The 18801-nt window shown below is 52.0% G+C and carries 18 protein-coding genes; 15 read left to right on the forward strand and 3 right to left on the reverse strand.

Annotation, left to right across the window (positions count from 1 at the left end; all coding sequences use genetic code 11):
- Positions 1-24 precede the first annotated feature (24 nt).
- Together K7P76_RS31390 and K7P76_RS31395 are read left to right on the forward strand one after the other, a co-directional pair.
- Positions 25-333 carry an FtsB family cell division protein gene (locus K7P76_RS31390; RefSeq protein ID WP_232190049.1) on the forward strand — a complete coding sequence of 103 codons (309 nt, stop codon included), beginning with the start codon at positions 25-27 and terminating at the stop codon, positions 331-333.
- Positions 334-460: 127 nt separating this feature from the next.
- A complete protein-coding gene (locus K7P76_RS31395) occupies positions 461-904 on the forward strand; it encodes a S1 domain-containing RNA-binding protein (protein ID WP_232190050.1) in 444 nt (147 codons plus the stop codon).
- A 161-nt stretch (positions 905-1065) separates the two neighbouring features.
- Here the strand turns inward: K7P76_RS31395 and K7P76_RS31400 are convergent, their stop codons facing one another.
- Positions 1066-1296, reverse strand: a complete 231-nt coding sequence (locus K7P76_RS31400; RefSeq protein ID WP_232190051.1) for a hypothetical protein — start codon at positions 1294-1296, stop codon at positions 1066-1068.
- A 57-nt stretch (positions 1297-1353) separates the two neighbouring features.
- On the opposite strand from K7P76_RS31400, the gene spoIIE reads away from it, so the two are divergent.
- Positions 1354-3897 (forward strand): stage II sporulation protein E, encoded by a 2544-nt coding sequence (gene spoIIE, locus K7P76_RS31405; RefSeq protein WP_232190052.1) that lies wholly within the window; start codon positions 1354-1356, stop codon positions 3895-3897.
- Positions 3898-3997: 100 nt separating this feature from the next.
- Here spoIIE and K7P76_RS31410 read toward each other — a convergent pair whose 3' ends face one another.
- Both K7P76_RS31410 and K7P76_RS31415 read right to left on the reverse strand, forming a co-directional pair.
- Complete coding sequence (locus K7P76_RS31410) at positions 3998-4582, reverse strand: hypothetical protein (RefSeq protein ID WP_232190053.1); 585 nt, start codon at positions 4580-4582, stop codon at positions 3998-4000.
- On the reverse strand, positions 4557-4832 hold the full coding sequence (locus K7P76_RS31415) for a hypothetical protein (RefSeq protein ID WP_232190054.1): 276 nt from the start codon (positions 4830-4832) through the stop codon (positions 4557-4559). Before K7P76_RS31415 ends, K7P76_RS31410 begins: the two co-directional genes overlap by 26 nt.
- A gap of 621 nt (positions 4833-5453) precedes the next feature.
- Between K7P76_RS31415 and K7P76_RS31420 the strand changes: the two genes are divergently transcribed.
- From K7P76_RS31420 to cysK, 12 genes are all read left to right on the forward strand, one after another.
- Entirely contained in the window at positions 5454-6212 is a 759-nt protein-coding gene (locus K7P76_RS31420; protein ID WP_232190055.1) for a vWA domain-containing protein, read from the forward strand.
- Positions 6196-7119: a serine/threonine protein kinase gene (locus K7P76_RS31425; RefSeq protein ID WP_232190056.1), complete on the forward strand. Its 924-nt coding sequence runs from the start codon at positions 6196-6198 to the stop codon at positions 7117-7119. Before K7P76_RS31420 ends, K7P76_RS31425 begins: the two co-directional genes overlap by 17 nt.
- A 52-nt stretch (positions 7120-7171) precedes the next feature.
- Positions 7172-8590, forward strand: a complete 1419-nt coding sequence (tilS, locus tag K7P76_RS31430; RefSeq protein WP_232190057.1) for a tRNA lysidine(34) synthetase TilS — start codon at positions 7172-7174, stop codon at positions 8588-8590.
- A gap of 58 nt (positions 8591-8648) precedes the next feature.
- Positions 8649-9188 carry a hypoxanthine phosphoribosyltransferase gene (gene hpt, locus K7P76_RS31435; RefSeq protein WP_232190058.1) on the forward strand — a complete coding sequence of 180 codons (540 nt, stop codon included), beginning with the start codon at positions 8649-8651 and terminating at the stop codon, positions 9186-9188.
- Positions 9189-9279: 91 nt separating this feature from the next.
- On the forward strand, positions 9280-11283 hold the full coding sequence (gene ftsH, locus K7P76_RS31440) for an ATP-dependent zinc metalloprotease FtsH (protein ID WP_232190059.1): 2004 nt from the start codon (positions 9280-9282) through the stop codon (positions 11281-11283).
- Between the two features lie 258 nt (positions 11284-11541).
- Positions 11542-12480 carry a quinolinate synthase NadA gene (nadA, locus tag K7P76_RS31445; protein WP_232190060.1) on the forward strand — a complete coding sequence of 313 codons (939 nt, stop codon included), beginning with the start codon at positions 11542-11544 and terminating at the stop codon, positions 12478-12480.
- 69 nt (positions 12481-12549) lie between these two features.
- The gene (nadB, locus tag K7P76_RS31450; RefSeq protein WP_232190061.1) at positions 12550-14166 is read left to right on the forward strand and encodes an L-aspartate oxidase; all 1617 of its coding nucleotides are present in this window, start codon (positions 12550-12552) and stop codon (positions 14164-14166) included.
- Complete coding sequence (nadC, locus tag K7P76_RS31455) at positions 14159-15058, forward strand: carboxylating nicotinate-nucleotide diphosphorylase (RefSeq protein ID WP_232190062.1); 900 nt, start codon at positions 14159-14161, stop codon at positions 15056-15058. Before nadB ends, nadC begins: the two co-directional genes overlap by 8 nt.
- Complete coding sequence (locus K7P76_RS31460; RefSeq protein WP_232190063.1) at positions 15055-15819, forward strand: type III pantothenate kinase; 765 nt, start codon at positions 15055-15057, stop codon at positions 15817-15819. Before nadC ends, K7P76_RS31460 begins: the two co-directional genes overlap by 4 nt.
- Positions 15820-15840: 21 nt before the next feature.
- Positions 15841-16722, forward strand: a complete 882-nt coding sequence (gene hslO, locus K7P76_RS31465) for an Hsp33 family molecular chaperone HslO (protein WP_232190064.1) — start codon at positions 15841-15843, stop codon at positions 16720-16722.
- Positions 16723-16738: 16 nt separating this feature from the next.
- The gene (locus K7P76_RS31470; RefSeq protein WP_232190065.1) at positions 16739-17677 is read left to right on the forward strand and encodes a peptidylprolyl isomerase; all 939 of its coding nucleotides are present in this window, start codon (positions 16739-16741) and stop codon (positions 17675-17677) included.
- A gap of 150 nt (positions 17678-17827) precedes the next feature.
- Positions 17828-18769, forward strand: coding sequence for a cysteine synthase A (gene cysK, locus K7P76_RS31475; protein ID WP_232190066.1), 942 nt, complete (start codon positions 17828-17830; stop codon positions 18767-18769).
- The last annotated feature ends 32 nt before the right edge of the window (positions 18770-18801 follow it).

An 18801-nucleotide genomic window follows, 5' to 3' on the forward strand; every position in this document is an offset into this window, starting at 1 on the left:
GCAGCATGGGAAAGGAGGCATCGGATGTCTTCACGCACTATGACCGCGACACCCGTCATGACGGGAGCTCGCAGACGGTTGAAATTATTGTTATTCATCATGGTTCTCTTCATGAGCTGGGCGCTGTACGTTATCATCGTTCAATACGGACAGATCAGCGATCGTTCGGGTCAATTGCATGAAGCAGATAAGAAGCTTACCGATGCCCAGGCGAAGAGCGATGCGCTTAAGCAACAGATTGCCAGGTTGAACGATCCCGAATACATAGGCCAAATTGCCCGCAAGGAGCATGGGCTTGGAATGCCGGGGGAAGTTCCGATCAAGATTGAATAAAACCGATATGAAGCGTATTACCTGGTCTAACGTCTGTTGACCTCGCTTTCCATTCTCGGTTATAATTGGCATAGCCGGACTTATGCAGTTCGGGCACATTTAGTTTCAGGGAGGAACATCGTTTTTTATGGCCATCGAAGTGGGTACCAAATTGGAGGGCAAAGTTACCGGCATCACGCATTTCGGAGCGTTTGTGGATCTTACGGGTGGTGTTACGGGACTCGTCCATATTTCCGAGATTGCCGACAGCTATGTAAAGGATGTTCATGAGCATTTGAAGATTAATGACATGGTTACGGTCAAGGTCATTAATGTGGACAAAGACGGCAAGATCGGCTTGTCCATTCGTCAAGCCGTGGACAAACCGCCGGAACAGCAACAACAGCAAGCACCGCAACAACGTGGACCACGCGATCGCGGCGGTCGTCCCTCCAAACCGGGTGGTTTCGGCAGATCCCCATCTTTTGATGACAAATTGTCTCGCTTCCTTAAAGACAGCGAAGAACGCATTTCTAATCTCAAGAAAAGCACCGAATCCAAACGAGGCGGACGCGGCGGACGTCGTTCGTAAGATATAAACGATATTGTTTTCAGAACCGGGCCCAGGGGTCCGGTTTTGTTGTTGTTATCCCGTCAAAATGATGCCACTCAGCTGCATTTCTTTGAAATCAGCCGCTTTAAATATTCTAAGAAAATTTTAACCCTCCGCATTCATTCGCGTCTATCCGGCATTCAAGCGCGTTTCTCGTCTGCGGGAGGGCGGCAAAGAGCGCCATCCCCCGTCGGATGAGCGCGTTTTTTTGTTGTCGTAAATAGCGGGTGCGGAGAGCTTCGCTCCAGGCAATAACGAGAATAGACTATGGGAGCCGCGGGTTTCCACGTTTCCCGAATACGGTCGGGACGAGCAAGCGGGAACTGTCGGAAAAAACTTTTTTCCAGCCAACCGTTTCTGACAAACTTCATGAAATGCCCCCCCTATAATAAAGAACACAATTCAATCTGGTAAATGGGGTGTGCATCATGGACAAGCCGTCCGTCGTTCCGTTCGTACCGCGTCCGGGAACCGGACCCTCCTTTGCTCCCGAACAGGAGAGCAAGCGTTGGTTTCGCAAGTGGAGAAAATCCACGCAAGCTAAAGGAAAGGCCAAGCCGCCTTCGCTGCTCATGCGATGGGGAGAAGCGTTACGCGCGCAGCAATGGCTGTTATTGATTATCGGAGTCGGGTTTTTGCTAGGCAGGGCGGTTATGCTGGAAGGGATAACGCCGTTTGCCGCGGCCTTTTTCGGAGTCGTGCTTTACTTGCGCAAGGATTTGGCATTCTGGGCGGCACTTTCGCTCGTAGCGGGCAGCTTCTGGGCGCTCGATCCGATGCCTGCCGTTATTTGCGCGGAGATCGGCGTCATCTATTTGCTTTATCGCGGATTGGTGCTTTATGAAAGGGCGGATTTATCGCATGCGCCGGTAGTCGTGTTCGCGGCGACGCTGCTTGTCCGAGTGTTCTCCACGTTGTTAGCGGACAAAACCTCTTGGCTGCCTTACGTGCTCACTTTGGTGGAAGCGGGATTAGCCTTCGTGTTGACGTTGCTGTTCATCCATGCGCTGCCTGTGTTGGCTCGTACGAGAAAGGCTTCCCACCTGCGGCACGAGGAATGGGTAGGAATCGCTATTTTGCTCGCTTGCCTGCTCACGGGAATGACGGGTTGGACCGTTTATGGAATTGCCGTGGCGAGCGTGTTATCCCGCTATTTTGTCGTGATGACCGCATTTGTAGGCGGACCCGCCTTAGGAACGTCGGCTGGAGTCGTGGCGGGCATGATTCTTAGCTTGTCCAATATGGGAGCGGCATCGGAGATCGGATTGTTAGCCTTCGGGGGGCTGATGGCCGGGCTCGTGCGGGAGGGCGGTAAAGCGGCGTCCGTGTTCGGATTATTGCTGGGTACCTCGGTATTGGCTCTGTATGGCGGGGACTCCGCGAGCACGATGGCTTCCACGTGGTCGACGGTGGCCGCGGCAGTGCTGCTGCTAATTACCCCGCGTAAGATTACGGAATCGATATCAAGATATGTTCCCGGTACTACAGACTATGCACAGAACCAACGGGATTATGCGCAAAAAGTAAGAGATTTGACCGCTGAGAGGGTGGAAAAGTTTTCCGAAGTGTTCCGTCAGCTGTCGCGTAGCTTTCGCCAAATGACGCAGGCAGGGGAAACCGCTAGGCAGAACCGCGACTTCGATCATTTCGTGAATGCGGTTCATGAACGGGCATGCTCTACATGCCATAAAAGGGGATTGTGCTGGGACGGCCAATTTATCCAGACCTACAAACTGATGACGGATATGATGACGGCGGTCGAGGAGGAGCCTGATCTGAAGCCCTCGCATATGCCTAAATCTTGGAGTCGGATTTGCGTCAAAACTCCCGTGGTGCTCGACGTGCTCAAACGGCAGTACGACGTTTACCGCAACGATCTGCACTGGCGGCAGCAGCTGCAGGACAGCCGTTTTCTTGTCGCGGATCAATTGTCGGGAGTTTCTCAGGTAATGGACGATCTGGTTAAAGAAATTCGTCGCGAAGCCAAACAGATGGATGCTCAGGAGGGGCAGATTCGAGATGCCCTAGACCATCTGGGCCTAGCGATTCAGAATATAGATATTATTAGTTTAGAGGAGGGACATATCGACATTGAGATGGTTCATGCTTTCCGATCCGGCTACGATGAATGCCGTAAGATGATCGCCCCGATACTTACGGAGATTCTCGGGGAAACCGTATCGGTTAGCAATGAGCGAAGCGGCGAGCCCGCCGCGCACCTGAGCACAGTGACGTTCGCTTCGGCCAAAGCGTACGAGGTGGAGACAGGGGTGGCAGGGGCCGCGAAGGACGGCGACATGCTGTCGGGAGACAGCTTTAGCATGGTGGAGCTGGGTAATGGGAAGTTTGCGGTCGCATTAAGCGACGGAATGGGCAATGGGGTTAGAGCGCGTATGGAGAGCAGCGCCGCATTGTCGATGCTGGAGCAACTGCTTCAGTCCGGCATTGACGAGCGGTTGGCGGTGAAATCGGTAAACTCCGTGCTGCTGCTGCGTTCCCCCGAAGAGATGTTCGCCACGATCGATCTTGCTTTAATAGATTTATATACGGCGCATGCGACGATGCTTAAGATCGGGTCGACGCCTAGTTTCATTAAGCGAGGGAGGGAGATCATTCCGATAGCCGCCAATAATTTGCCGATTGGCATCTTGCAAGACATCGAAATCGATTTGTTAAGGGTTCAACTACAGCCCGGGGATACTCTGATCATGATGACGGACGGAATTCTAGACTCTCCGGGACATGCGATTAATAAGGAGCTGTGGATGAAAAGAGTGCTTCACGAACTGGACGCCGACGATCCGCAAGAAATCGCCGATGCGCTGCTCGATACGGCGCTGCGCCAATATCCCGGCGGCGTGAAGGATGATATGACCGTCGTCGTTACCCGACTCACGCGCCACCAGCCGGAATGGGCAGCGTTCCGCTGGCCGGGTCTCAACCGGCTTGAGCGGCCAAGGACGGTGAGCTGAACTATGGTTACCTAAAAGAATGAAACAAGCCCCCAAACCCACTCATCTGTGGTTTTGGGGGCTTGTTCAATGTAGCAGGGTTATTCATTTCGACAATTGACTATTCCGGTTTTTGATTTTTTTCGTTAGCTGCTTCATCCAACCAAATTTGAAATTCGGCTCTCTCGGAATCATTCTCGAATTGGCTTGCCATATAGGACAATTCGAGCTTTTCCAAATACATAAGCAAGAGCCGATAACCCCACTCCCGATCTCTCCCCGAGTTCCAATGGACTGCTTTTCTTAATCGGTCCAGAACAATGTCCTCTAAGCCAATGACGTAAACTCGTTTATCATCCACCTGGAGCTCGGTTACTTTATTGTAATCACCGGCTAAGAGGTTAGAGGGAACTTCCACGGAAACGCCTACGGTTGGATGCAACCAATTTTTACCTAGCTTCTGAAAGCCGAGTTGCTCGAGTATTTCGCCTGTCTTATCGTATCCGCTGAGCACGAAATCAATGTCTTCCGTTGAATATCCGCTTAAAGTGTAGATTTCGACGGAGAGCCCTCCTACGATAATGGGCTTGATTCCATGCTGCATCAACAAATCGGTAATAATGGCTGCTGTCTGCAAAAGCCTCTCGAACTTGGCTGCACCAACCAACTCCGTCAACGCCTTATTCGCTTCTTGAATATTTAGCAATGCTCAACACCCGTCTTTCCTTATCGTATTGAACGGTTCCGTTGCTCATGGCACTCAGAAGTTTGTTGCGCGCTAAGTAATTAAGAGCTTTAACCTCATCGGGATCGCGGGGGGGAGTACTTCGTTCTGTTCCCTTCGACTCAAGGGTCCGAACGCGGAATAGATTGACTGAGTGGTCGATAGAATGATTGACGCTTGTTTCCCCAATACGTTTAATGTCCTTGATATCGTTTAAGGTCATTTTCCTCATGTCGCTTCCCTCCCCCGGATTTGTTCTTCGCACAATAGTTATATCCAATTATATACAACCCAAGCTAATAACTCTACGGGGAGTGGCCAGATGGCCAGGGCAATCGCATTAGAATACATGTCCTAGGACGGGATACATAGATATTGAATGCATGAAGCCGATACGGTCAAAAAGGGCGTAACAGCGAGGTAGGAAAGCCGTAGAAAAGCTGTAACGGTCAAAATGGCCGTTATAGCTGGCATAATACGATCAATCGATGGATTGTAGGCTGCGATACGGTCAAAAAGGCCGTTAAGGCAGAAAATATTCACTGAATGGCTTCTGTAACAGTCCTTTTGACCGTTACGCGCAACTGAATAATGCCAGAATTTAATCAGGTGCGGAGCAAGTCTAATGCATTTGCCCTGGCTAGTTGGCCTTGGCCATGTCGCAGCGCTGCAATTTAGGTGGTGAAGGTAGTTTTTTGGCCTTGGTAAAGTCTCCAGCGTAGCAATCTAGGCATTGGAGGCAGTTTATTGGCCTTGGCGAAGTCGCATCTACAGAACTGCCTCCTCAAGTCTAAATCTCCCATTCCTTGGCGACACTCTTAATAGATTCTAGACAATCAAGGAGTGTGAGAAAATGAAGCAAATATTGCTCATTACCGACGGGGGTTCCAATGTAGGCGAGAGTCCGATTAGCGCTGCCGCGCAAGCTTATGCCGAGGGCATTACGGTAAACGTGGCGGGTGTCGTGGACGAAGGGACGATCGGTGAATACGGAGCGGCGGAGATTGCCGAGATCGCGCGCGCAGGAGGAGGTATTAGTCAGATCGTGACCAGCCGGCAGTTAGCTAGAACGGTGCAAATGATGACCCGGCAGACGGTTGCGGGAAGTATACGCCAAGCGGTTAATCAAGAGCTTCGCCAGCTTTTCGGCGTAGATTCGGTAGGCTCCCTGCCGCCGGCGAAGCGGGCCGAGGTCGTTAAAGTGATGGAAGAGATGGAGGAAACCGTCTCCCTATCCGTAGCCTTGCTCATAGACGCCAGCGCTAGCATGAAGCCCAAGCTGCATGCGGTGGAAGAGGCTATTCGAGATCTCACCTTGAGCTTGCAAGCCCGAACCGGCAAAAGCGAAGTATCCGTGTTCCATTTCCCGGGGGATTCTCAGCATGATTACTGCGTGATGGATACCGGGTGGACATCCAACGCTGCTAAGATCGGCTCCCTCTTCGGCAGAATCCGCATGAGAGGGACGACTCCGACGGGACCCGCCCTTCTGCAGGTCGTTGATTTTATTCGGGAAACTTGTGGTAAAATAAGCAAAACAGAGCTCATGGACACGCCGCTGCAATCAACACGAGGCGATTCGAACGAGGTGCGGAGTGACTACGTCGTCTAACAAGCAACTTTTACCGCAGGGTACGGAAATTAGAGGCACATGGAACGGGAATCGATATCGGTTGGATCGGCTGCTCGGATTAGGAGCGAATGGGCAAGTGTATCTAGCCTCATCGGGCAGTCGAAAGAGCTACGCGGTCAAGATAGGTCTTGAGGCTACCGAACTTCAAGGTGAAGCCAACATACTGGCATCGCTCGATCTTTCGGAAAAGGATCGCCCCCCTTTTCTATTGGATGTTGACGACGCTGTGCTGGATGGAACGAAGGTTCCTTTTTACGTCATGCGATACGTGCCCGGAAGCCCAGTCAAAGTCTATTTGCGCCAGCAGGGTTCCCATTGGATCGGAGTTATCGGATATCGGCTGTTGGAAAGACTCGCGCAGTTGCATGAAGCCGGATGGGTGTTCGGAGATATTAAAAGCGATAACGTTCTCGTAAGCGAATATGGCCGGGTGGAATTGGTCGATTACGGAGGCATGTCGGCGATCGGCCGCAGCGTCCGCCAGTTTACGGAGGTTTATGATCGCGGTTATTGGTCGGCAGGCAGCCGCATTGCCGATCCGGCCTATGATTGTTTCGCGGTGGCCTTACTATGGCTGCACGCGCTTGACGGCAAGCGGCTAATGCAGCTGACGAGGACGTTGCTTCCGCAAAATCGCCATCCGCGGGAGTTGATGAAGCTCGTGCGGAGCAATTCCGTACTTCAGCCCTTAGAGCAGTGGATGGAGAAGGCATTGACCGGACAATTTCAACATTCGCGCGAGGCTAGCCAGCAGTGGCGGGAGGCGGTTCGGGGTTCCCAAAAGGCTGCGGCTCCTCATGATCGCGTACCTGGGTGGATGGCCGGTTTGCTCGGTGTATCGATCGTTATTAGTACGGCACTGGTAGCGATTTGGTTGTTTCAATAGAGATTAAACGATTATAAAGTATTAGCATGCGATCCTGGAAGGAGAAATGACGGTGCAACCGCAGGACGATTGGACACTTCGCATCATGGCGGAAGCGCGAGCGGCCGGTTGGTGGCATAAAGACAGCAAGGTTGTAGCGGCGGTGTCCGGCGGTCCGGATTCGATGGCGCTTCTTTGTTTGCTCAAGACAATGGCGGAGAAAGTGCCTTTCCATATCGTGGTGGCGCATGTCAACCATCAGTTCCGCGGTGCGGAGTCGGATGCAGAGGCGGAAATGGTGGGTCGGGTCGCCAAGGAGTGGGGGCTCGCCTTCGAGATGGCAGAGCTCGATATCCCGAACTACATAGCGGATACGGGTATGAATGCCCAAACGGCAGCGCGCGAGAAGCGTTATCAGTTTCTAAAGAAAGTAGCGGAACATTACTCCAGCCATATCCTATTAACAGGCCATCATGCCGACGATCAAGCGGAAACGGTTCTGATGAGATTGATTAGAGGAACAGGCCCTGGAGGATTAGCAGGTATTCCCATGCGTCGCAAGGAAGAAGATTTGGAACTGATTCGTCCCTTGTTGCGTATAACCAAATGTGAGCTTCTAGATTATTGTAAGCGAAACGGGGTGCCTTACGCGGTTGACAGCAGCAACGCCGACCGGCATTATTTCCGCAACGAGGTAAGGCTCGGTCTGATCCCGGTACTCGAGAAGTTCAATCCCAAGCTCAAGGCGTCATTGGTTCGGCTGGCCGAAATGGCTGCGGCGGATGACGATTATATGGAAGCCCAAACCCTAGAAGCGTTTAATGAGGGGGTTATCCCCTCGGGAAAGGGCTTCCGTTTGGAGCGGCGTCGGTTCCGCGGCCTTCACGTCGCTTTACAACGCAGATTGATTAAATTAATATTAAACTGTTCTTCAAACCCACGCCAAATGTTGGATTTCAAGCATATCGACGAAATCCTCGCGGCGCTTTCACGGGAGCGCCCCTCTGTCACGCGATTAGATATTGGGGACGGATGGGTAATGAAGCGGGAGTACGACGAGTTGTATATCGGTCCTTCCCTTCCGGAATCGTTAGGCTTCGATTACAGCGCAGCGGATACGATAAAGGAAATTGAAATCGCTGAGACTGGGGACCGGATTTTGTTAGAGCGGCTGGAGGGTTCTGCATCTTCCGAGCCGGCTAATCGTCAACAAGCTTATTTTGACGAAAGTCAATTAAAGTTCCCCCTGCGGATTCGCAGCCGCCTGCCCGGTGATTTTATGCATCCATACGGACTAAACGGCACCAAAAAAGTGCAAGATATGTTCGTCGATGCCAAATTGCCGCGTTCCCGCAGGGATACGCTTCCGCTTGTGGTGGACGGTGAAGGCCGCGTGTTGTGGATCCCCGGAATGCGACGATCTCGCTACGCGCTAGTTACCGCGGATACCCGGACGATATTGCGCATCACTTATGTCGGCGGGGAAAACTAGGGCATGATCGGAGTAAAGCAATCATACCGTGTAATAATCCAACTGGGAGGTACCTTCTTTGCACAGTGACATTCAAGAAGTTTTATACTCGGAAGAAGTAATACAGCAGAAGGTACGGGAGCTCGGGACGGCGATCAGCCGCGACTATGATGGTCGCAATCCTCTCGTGATATGCGTTCTGAAGGGTGCTTTTATTTTTATGGCGGACCTTTCGAAAAATATTACGATTCCCATCGAGCTCGATTTCATGGCCGTTTCCAGTTACGGCAACTCCACACGATCTTCCGGCGAGGTCAAAATTATTAAAGATTTAGACGCATCCGTAGAAGGGCGCGACGTACTCATTGTAGAAGATATTATCGACAGCGGTTTAACTTTGAGTTATTTGATCGACGTGCTGGAGCGCCGCAACGCGTTATCCGTGAACGTAGTGGCGTTGTTCGACAAGCCGGGACGCCGTACGGCCGATCTGAACGCGGACTACACGGGGTTCATTATTCCCGATGCGTTCGTCGTTGGTTACGGGCTCGACTATGCGGAAAGATATCGTAATCTGCCCTATGTCGGCGTACTCAAACCGGAAGTTTATTCGAGTTAATATCATGCCGTCCAAGCGGCGGTGCGTTGTTATTGTGATGCCAAGACAGGCTATGGTAAAATAGTGTAAGCGTGTCGAGAGGAGGTCAGGGATGAATCGGTTCATCCGGAATACAGGATTTTACTTACTTATCTTTTTGGTGACCGTCGGGATTGTCCAGTTTTTTATCGGAAAGAACGAGACGACGGAGGCACTAAACTACAACGAGATTATGCAGGTGGTTGAGCAAGGCAACGTCAGCGAGATGACGATGCAAATCCAAAGCGGTACGTATTATATAACCGGTAAATATAAAGATAAGCCTGCCAGTGTCAAGAGCGAATTGTTCTCGGGCCGCCTTCCTCTAACAGAGGCTGCAGCACAGAATTTGCACGATATCGCTAAAGCGAAAAATATTCCTCTTGAAGACAAAAAAATGCCGGGGCAAAGCTTCTGGCTGACATTCTTGACCTCCATCATTCCGTTCATTATTATGTTCGTTCTGTTCTTCTTCCTGATTAATCAGGCGCAGGGCGGCGGCGGAAAAGTGATGAACTTCGGCAAAAGCCGTGCTCGTCTCTACAATGAGGAGAAAAAGCGGGTCACGTTCGAAGATGTGGCCGGCGCCGATGAAGAGAAGCAGGAATTGGTTGAAGTCGTCGAGTTCTTGAAAGATCCCCGTAAGTTTGCCGCGCTAGGCGCACGCATTCCTAAAGGCGTTCTTCTCGTAGGTCCTCCCGGTACGGGTAAAACCTTGCTGGCCCGCGCGGTTGCGGGAGAAGCGGGGGTTCCGTTCTTTACGATCTCAGGTTCCGATTTCGTTGAAATGTTCGTCGGCGTAGGGGCATCCCGCGTCCGTGATTTGTTCGAGAATGCGAAGAAAAACTCGCCGTGTATTATCTTTATCGATGAAATCGATGCCGTCGGACGTCAACGGGGCGCAGGCCTTGGCGGCGGTCACGACGAGCGCGAGCAAACGCTCAACCAGTTGCTCGTCGAGATGGACGGCTTCGGGGCGAACGAAGGAATTATTATCGTTGCCGCAACTAACAGACCGGATATCCTCGATCCTGCGTTGCTGCGTCCGGGCCGTTTTGACCGTCAGATTACGGTGGATCGTCCAGACGTGAAAGGCCGCGAAGCGGTGTTGAAAGTTCATGCGCGCAACAAGCCGCTGAATAAAGACGTTAAGCTCGGTACGATTGCCAAGCGGACGACCGGGTTTACCGGAGCTGATCTTGAGAATCTGTTGAATGAAGCAGCATTGTTAGCTGCACGTCGTAATAAGAAAGACATCGCGATGCAAGAAGTCGATGAAGCGATCGATCGCGTCGTCGTCGGTACCGAGAAGAAGAGCCGCGTCATCAGCGACCGCGAGAAACGGATTGTCGCTTACCACGAAGCGGGCCATACGATTGCCGGATTCTTCTTGGAGCATGCCGATACGGTGCACAAGGTTACGATTATTCCTCGCGGACGCGCTGGCGGTTACGTCATCATGCTGCCGAAGGAAGACCGCATGTTAGTTACCAAGCAAGAGCTGCTCGACAAGGTTACGGGTTTGCTTGCCGGTCGTGCCGCCGAAGAACTTTTCATCGGCGAAATCGGTACAGGCGCATACAGCGACTTCAAGTCGGCAACGAGTATCGTACGTGCCATGATTATGGAGTACGGGATGAGCGACAAGCTCGGGACGATGCAATTCGGCAGTTCGCAAGGTCAAGTTTTCCTAGGTCGGGACATCGGGCACGAACAGAATTACTCCGATGCGATCGCCTACGAGATCGATCAGGAGATGCAGAGCTTCACGCGTGATTGTTATGATCGCGCCAAGAAACTGCTTACTGAGAAGAGCGAAGAGATGCACCTGATCGCTAAGACTCTGCTTGAAGTAGAGACGCTGGATCTGGAGCAAATCAAGACGTTGATCGAGAAGGGCGTATTCGTACCTGACGCTGGAGATGGAACCTCCTCCGCGGGCGGTGAAGAGTCCAAAGCGGAACCGATCGTGGATACGCTTGGCAATGTGAAGGTCCGGATTCAAACCCGGGACGATGAACCATTGCCGCCTACGCCGGATACCCGTCGTGATGAAGGAAACGAAGAACCGAAATAAAGAAATAGATGAATTTACGGGGTGTTCCCACGTCGAGAGGCGGTTGGTGAACGCCCCTTTTCATGATCAAGGGCTTTAGAGGGCGCTGCGAGAAAAAAGGGCATCACAATCTCGGGCATATGAATTGACAGCCTTTCCCGGCAAGTGTAAATTAGGTGTTAATGAACGAAGTCGTTTTCGTCCACACTAAGACAGCATCCCCGCCATGTTTGTGCATTCATTCACAAACTATCGGTTAGCCAAGGGAGGAGATTTAACATGGAGGCTTTAGCTCTCGAGCGTAAAGCGGAACAAAACCGCGAGTTGCGCGAGCGGCTCATGCAGCTCAAGAAGGAACGTAATGCCATTATTCTCGCTCATTATTATCAGCGCGATGAAATACAGGAAGTCGCGGATTTCCGCGGGGATTCGTTCCTGCTGGCTCAGAAGGCAGCATCCACGGATGCGGACGTCATCGTATTTTGCGGCGTGCATTTCATGGGGGAAAGCGCGAAGATTCTGGCACCGCATAAGACGGTGCTCGTACCGGATGAACGTGCCGGTTGTCCGATGGCGGACATGGTTAATCCGATCGGGTTAAAAGAATTAAAAGCCAAACACCCTAACGCTAAAGTCGTTACGTACATTAACTCTTCCGCCGACGTTAAGGCGGAGACGGATATTTGCTGTACGTCCGCCAATGCGGTGAACGTCGTGAATTCGGTCGACGCGGATGAAGTGATCTGGTGCCCGGACAAAAATTTAGGCCATTATGTATCCCAATTCACGGACAAAAAAATGATTATCTGGGAAGGCTACTGCAACACTCACGACATGCTGACCATTAAAGATGTCGAGGAGATGCGGGCTAAGCATCCGAACGCGCAATTCGTCGTTCATCCGGAATGCCGTCCGGAAGTGGTGGAAATGGCCGATTTCGTGGGCAGCACCACCGGAATTCTTAAGCATTGCCGGGAATCGAGCCACAAGGAATTCATCGTCGGCACGGAAGACGGAACCGGTTATCAATTGCGGTTGGACAGCCCGGATAAGACCTTTCATTTTGCATCGAAATTTCTCGTCTGTCCGAACATGAAGGTGAACAACCTGAAGAAGGTCGTAAAATGCCTCGAGACGATGCAACCGCAAATCTACGTACCGCAAGATGTTGCGGACAAAGCTCGTTTATCGCTGGAGCGCATGTTACTGGTCAAGTAAACGGCATTGCCGTCATTATGACAATATAACCTGCGCTACTCTTTTGTCGGAGTGGGGACGAATACAAACATGATTCCACGATACGTTGTCGATTTTGATCTAGACAAGCTTCCTCGCGTAGAGACTGACGTGATCGTGATCGGGGCCGGCATTGCCGGCCTCTATACGGCGCTTAAAGCCAGCGAGACGAAGCGGGTACTGATGATTACGAAGAAGTCATTGTTCGATAGTAACACCAGGTACGCGCAAGGCGGGATTGCCGCTGTCATATCGGATGAAGATTCACCGGAATTTCTCGCACAAGACACGTTGATTGCCGGGGCAGGCCTTTGCGATGCCGCGGCGGTCGACGTTCTTGTTCATGAAGGGCCTCAAGGGGTTCAAGAACTCATTCGTTTCGGTACTCATTTCGACGAGGAAAACGGTCATTTTGCCTTGACCAAAGAAGGTGCGCATAGCCAGCGCCGTATTCTGCATGCTAATGGGGATGCGACGGGTTACGAGATCGTCCGGGCTTTGGCGGAGAAGGTTAAATCCGACCCGACCCTTGAACTGTGGGACGATCATTTCGTGCTGGATTTATTGACGGAAGACGGGGAATGCCGCGGAGCGCTCGTGCAGAAGCCGGACGGCTCTCGCGTGGCCGTATTCGGACGAGCTACGATTCTGTGCACCGGAGGAACGGGTCAGCTGTATCGATACACGACGAATCCGGAGGTTGCCACGGGCGATGGCGTAGCTATGGCTTACAGGGCGGGCGCGGACATTCGGGATATGGAATTTAATCAATTCCATCCGACTTCCCTTTGTTATCCCGGCGCTCCGAGATTTCTTATATCGGAAGCCGTTCGCGGAGAAGGCGCCTATTTGCGCAATATCCGGGGAGACCGGTTCATGGATAAATACCATCCGCAGCTTGAGCTCGCCCCAAGGGATGTTGTCGCGCGCGCAATCGTTAGCGAGATGGAAGCGACGAAGTCCACGTATGTCTATATCGACATTACGCACGAAACTCCGGAATTGATCAAACACCGTTTTCCGACCATTAACGAATATTGTTTGAACTACGGGCTCGATATGACGACGGACTGGATTCCCGTTGCCCCCGCTGCTCATTATATGATGGGCGGAGTTAAGACCGATTTGCACGGGGAGACGAGCATTCGGCGTTTATTTGCATGCGGGGAAGCTTCTTCAACGGGTGTCCACGGCGCTAATCGGCTCGCGAGCAATTCTTTGTCTGAAGCTATCGTGTTCGGGCAGCGTATCGTAGATGTCATTAACAAGCTTGGACCGATTAAAACGACGGCGGACAACTGCTCAAGCGCGGAGAGGAATACTACGCTGACGGGCGCTTTAATCGAACGCCGATTGAAGCTGCAGAAGGGCATGGTTCGCTATGCGGGGCTTTTCAGAGACCGTGCGGGGCTGATGAAAGGACTGGACGATCTGAAACGCCAGTTGCCGCTTTTCCAGCTGTGCCTGTCCAAGAAGGAAGAGCTCGAATACGCTAACCTGCTCACTTGCGCTCTTCTCGTTACGGAAGCCGCATTAAATCGGGAAGAAAGCCGCGGGGGCCATTACCGGGAAGATTATCCGCAGAAGGATGATTTGAATTGGCGGGTGCATACGATATTAAACCGGGAAAAAGGAATTCGCACAGAGAGGGTCGACGACGATGTTTGAACGAGAAAGCGACTGGGAAATCGGTGGCCCGGCGGTTGAGACGGTGAAAGAGCATCTTCGCGCATGGCTCGCGGAAGACATCGGTTCGGGAGACGTCACGACGATGGCGACTGTACCTCATGGGCATATATCGAATGGAATTATTCATGCCAAGCAATCGGGTATTCTGGCGGGAATTCCGCTGGCTCGCCTTGTTTTCGAGGTAGTGGATAAGAATTTGAATTTCAAAGCTCAGGCAACGGATGGAGATCGCGTAGAGCGAGGGACCGTGCTGGCAGTCGTGGAAGGCTCGACCCACAGCATCCTGACCGGCGAACGGCTCGCGCTTAACTTGCTGCAAAGGCTGTCCGGGATAGCGACGAAGACGAACGAATATGTAACGGCCGCTCAAGGTCAGGCCGTAAGAATAGCGGACACCCGCAAAACAACGCCCGGACATCGGACGTTGGAGAAATACGCCGTAAGAATCGGCGGAGGGGCCAATCATCGCTTCGGGTTATATGATGCCGTCATGATCAAAGACAATCATATTAAAGCGGCTGGCGGCATTACGGCAGCCGTCCATGCAGCCAAATCCCGCATTCCCCATACGATGATGATCGAAGTGGAGGTGGAGTCGCTCACCCAAGCGGAAGAAGCGGTCCATGCAGGCGCTCATATCGTTATGTTCGATAATATGAGCGCAAAGGCGATGTCTGAAGCCGCGACCGTTATACGTCGATTGGCACCGCATGTGGTATTGGAAGCTTCCGGAGGGATTACGTCCGAGCGCATTGCAGAAGTAGTGGGAAGCGGAGTCGATATTATCTCTATTGGCAGCTTGACGCATTCTTTCCAAGCGCTTGATATTAGCTTGGATTTGAACGCCAAGAAACAGGGGGTGCCTTCGTGATCCTAGTCGTAGATGTGGGAAATACCAACATTGTGCTCGGCTTGTACCAAGGCAGCGCGTTGATGCATGATTGGCGATTAAGCACGAACCGTTCCTCTACCGTGGATGAATATGGCGTACTTATCAGCAACCTGTTTCAATTGGCCGGCGTTCGGGGAGAACAAATAGAAGGCGTTATTCTGTCTTGCGTCGTACCTCCGCTCATGAGTACGCTGGAGCAGTTATTCGTTAAATATGTCGGTAAAGAAGCGCTCGTGGTCGGACCGGGCATTAAGACCGGTTTGAACATTCGTTACGAGAATCCTCGCGAGGTCGGCGCTGATCGTATCGTAAACGCGGTAGCGGGTATCGAGCAGTACGGAACCCCGCTTATCGTCGTGGATTTCGGAACGGCGACTACCTTCGATTATATCGATGCATCAGGTGCATACTTAGGCGGAGCAATCGTGCCGGGCATCGGCATCTCCGCAGAAGCATTATACCAGCGGGCGGCGAAGCTTCCCCGTATTGAGCTCTCGAAACCCAAAACCGTAATCGGGCGCAACACAGTGGCTGCCATGCAGGCGGGCATTATTTTCGGCTATGCCGGCCAGGTTGACGGAATTGTGCGGCGGATTTGCAAGGAGTTTAATGTGCAGCCTAGAGTTATTGCGACCGGCGGGCTCGCGGAGTTGATTGCGGGAGAGTCGGAAACGATCGAGAAGGTGGATCCTCTGCTAACGCTTGAGGGTTTAAGGATAGTTTATGAGCGTAACGGGTGAAGCGAAGGAGGGTTTGGCAGCATGAAAGACGAGTTGGTGCGCGGTACGGCATGGAATGGCGGTATACGGGTATTCGCCGCGCGAACGACGGAATTGGTATCGGAATTGCAACGCCGTCATGGCACTTTTCCTACTGCAACGGCTGCATTAGGACGGGCGGCGACGGCTGCTGCGATGATGGGCGTAATGCTGAAGGGCAATGAAAAGCTGACCGTGCAAGTAAAGGGCGACGGCCCGCTCGGCCAGATTGTAATCGATGCCAATGCCGCTGGGGAAGTAAGAGGTTATGTCGACCATCCGCAAGTTCATCTCGCCAGCAACAATCAAGGCAAGCTGGATGTGGCAGGCGCGGTAGGGCGTAACGGATACCTTCATGTGATCAAGGATTTGGGTCTGAAGGAGACTTATACCGGCAGCGTTCCGATTATTTCGGGCGAGCTCGGAGAGGACTTCACCTTATATTTCGCAGAGTCGGAGCAAAGCCCATCCGCGGTCGGGTTAGGTGTGCTAGTCGATACAGACGGTACTGTACTGCATGCAGGAGGGTTTATCGTCCAAGTGATGCCGGGTTTGTCGGAGGAACAGTTGGTTCGGTTGGAACGCGCGATCGCGGGAATGCCTCATGTTACGGCACTGCTCGATCAAGGGGAGACACCGGAATCTTTGCTCCATTTTCTCGTGGGAGAAGATTTGACGATTTATCAGACGATAGAGCCCGTGTTCAAATGCAAATGCACGCGGGAGCGATTCGAGAAAGCGCTCATCACTCTCGGCCAGAAAGAGATTAGAAGCCTGATCGAGGAAGACGGGAAAGCAGAATTGCATTGCCACTTCTGCAATGAGAAGTATTTGTTCGATGCGGATGATTTAGAAGCTCTATATAGACTTGCGGATCGGAATTAAGGAAGGGATGATACCTATGAGGGAGACGATACGGTACAAGCCGGTCGTACTGCTGGCCCTCTTAGCAACTGTGTTCATGACATCAGGCTGCCAGTCGGATCCTTTGCCAACTCCAAGCGGAAGTATTCCTAGGGAAACGATTGAGAAGGATGAGATCGTTGCAACGGCAGGGAATGTTTCCATAACGCGCCGGCAATTGCTTGATAAGCTCATATCCTCTTACGGCGCGCAGACGCTTAGGAGCATGATGCTTACCGAAGTCGTTAATGAAGAGGCGATAGCGCTTCAGATCGCGGTAACCGACGATGAACTGGAACAAGAGCTGAGCTTAATGAAACAGGGGTACGAGGACGAGCAACAGTTCTATAAGGCAATGGAGGAGCAATTGGGCCTGAATCCGGAGGAAGTCCGGGAGGATGCCCGTTATCGATTGCTGCTTGAGAAGCTAGCCATTCATCATGTTACCGTGACCGAATCGGAGATCGATCGGTATTTGGAAGAGCATCGGAAGGAATTTCAGCCTCTTAAAAAATATCAGATCGCTCAAATTGTCGTGGAGAAAAAGGAGCAGGCACAAGGATTGCTCTCTCAACTGGCGGACGGTGCGGATTTTGGAGTTTTGGCACGGAAGTTTTCATTGGATGAATTTTCTGCCGATGCCGGCGGCGATCTCGGCTGGGTGGAGGATCAGGATCCATTCGTGGCTCCGGGAGTGCTTCAGGCAGTTGCCGATATGCATTCAGGACAAGTGACTGGACCGATTAAGACCGATCAGGGCTATGTTATCGTTCAACTTAACGGCAGGAGCGTCGAGAAGACGAAGACCGATGAGACGATACGCATAGAAGTGCGGCGACAGATTGCCTTGGGTAAAGCAGTTTCGATGAAAGATATGGAGCAGGCTTTGCTTAAGAAGTACAATGCCCAGGTGATAGATCCTTCTCTTCGGCCTTAAGTCGAGGAGGAATGGCAAATGCAGGAACCGACTATTGACAATCCTCTTTGGGGTTTGATAAGATGAAAGCAAACAAAAAGCCGACCGTTTTAGTCGGATTAACGCACTGAGGCGGCGAGCAGCCGCATATTTTGGGAGGGAACAAGTCCAATGGCAAAGATTGTCCAGAACGTTACCCAGCTAATCGGCGATACGCCACTCGTTCGTTTGAACCGCATTGTACCGGAAGGCAGCGCAGAAATCTACGTAAAATTAGAATACCAGAATCCAGGTTCAAGCGTTAAAGACCGTATCGCGATCAGCATGATCGAAGAAGCGGAGAAGCAAGGCCTAATCAAGCCGGGCGAGAACACGATCGTCGAACCGACAAGCGGCAACACGGGAATCGGTCTTGCGATGGTTGCTGCGGCCAAAGGCTATCGCGCGATTCTGGTTATGCCGGAAACGATGAGCTTAGAGCGCCGCAATCTGCTTCGCGCTTACGGCGCTGAATTGGTGCTTACGCCAGGCTCCGAGGGCATGAACGGTTCGGTTAAGAAGGCGGAAGAAATCGTTCAGGAAAATCCGAGCTACTTCTTGCCGCAACAATTCAAGAACCAAGCAAATGTCAAGATTCATCGCGAAACGACAGGCCCTGAAATCGTTGAAGCGATTAATTCTTTTGATGGCAAAATCGATGCGTTCGTAGCAGGTATCGGTACGGGCGGTACGATCTCCGGCGCAGGCGAAGTGCTTAAACAAAACTTCCCTAACATCAAGATCGTTGCGGTTGAGCCTGCTGCTTCTCCTTTGCTTTCCGGCGGCGGCCCAGGTCCTCATAAAATCCAAGGTATCGGCGCTAACTTCATCCCGGAAATTCTGAATCGTGAAATCTACGATCAAGTGATAACGATCGAGAATGAAGAAGCATTCGAAACGGCTCGTACGGTTGCTAAGAAAGAAGGCTTGCTGGTTGGTATTTCCTCTGGCGCAGCTATCTTCGCAGCGCTTAAAGTGGCTAAAGAACTTGGCGAAGGCAAACGCGTCGTGGCGGTCGTTCCGTCTAACGGCGAACGTTACCTGAGCACGCCTCTCTTTAACTTCGACAACTAATTCGCGTATAAGCAGCAGCTCTCGCCTCTGGC

The sequence above is a fragment of the Cohnella silvisoli genome (assembly GCF_021190915.1).
Classification (GTDB): Bacteria; Bacillota; Bacilli; order Paenibacillales; family Paenibacillaceae; genus Cohnella; species Cohnella silvisoli.

Coding starts and splice junctions, on each gene's coding strand:
- ftsH (WP_232190059.1), top strand. CDS start 9,280: ATGAATCGGTTCATCCGGAATACAGGATTTTACTTACTTATCTTTTTG.
- K7P76_RS31400 (WP_232190051.1), bottom strand. CDS start 1,296: ATGAAGTTTGTCAGAAACGGTTGGCTGGAAAAAAGTTTTTTCCGACAG.
- K7P76_RS31395 (WP_232190050.1), top strand. CDS start 461: ATGGCCATCGAAGTGGGTACCAAATTGGAGGGCAAAGTTACCGGCATC.
- K7P76_RS31470 (WP_232190065.1), top strand. CDS start 16,739: ATGAGGGAGACGATACGGTACAAGCCGGTCGTACTGCTGGCCCTCTTA.
- spoIIE (WP_232190052.1), top strand. CDS start 1,354: ATGGACAAGCCGTCCGTCGTTCCGTTCGTACCGCGTCCGGGAACCGGA.
- K7P76_RS31420 (WP_232190055.1), top strand. CDS start 5,454: ATGAAGCAAATATTGCTCATTACCGACGGGGGTTCCAATGTAGGCGAG.
- nadA (WP_232190060.1), top strand. CDS start 11,542: ATGGAGGCTTTAGCTCTCGAGCGTAAAGCGGAACAAAACCGCGAGTTG.
- nadC (WP_232190062.1), top strand. CDS start 14,159: ATGTTTGAACGAGAAAGCGACTGGGAAATCGGTGGCCCGGCGGTTGAG.
- K7P76_RS31415 (WP_232190054.1), bottom strand. CDS start 4,832: ATGAGGAAAATGACCTTAAACGATATCAAGGACATTAAACGTATTGGG.
- nadB (WP_232190061.1), top strand. CDS start 12,550: ATGATTCCACGATACGTTGTCGATTTTGATCTAGACAAGCTTCCTCGC.
- cysK (WP_232190066.1), top strand. CDS start 17,828: ATGGCAAAGATTGTCCAGAACGTTACCCAGCTAATCGGCGATACGCCA.
- hslO (WP_232190064.1), top strand. CDS start 15,841: ATGAAAGACGAGTTGGTGCGCGGTACGGCATGGAATGGCGGTATACGG.
- K7P76_RS31390 (WP_232190049.1), top strand. CDS start 25: ATGTCTTCACGCACTATGACCGCGACACCCGTCATGACGGGAGCTCGC.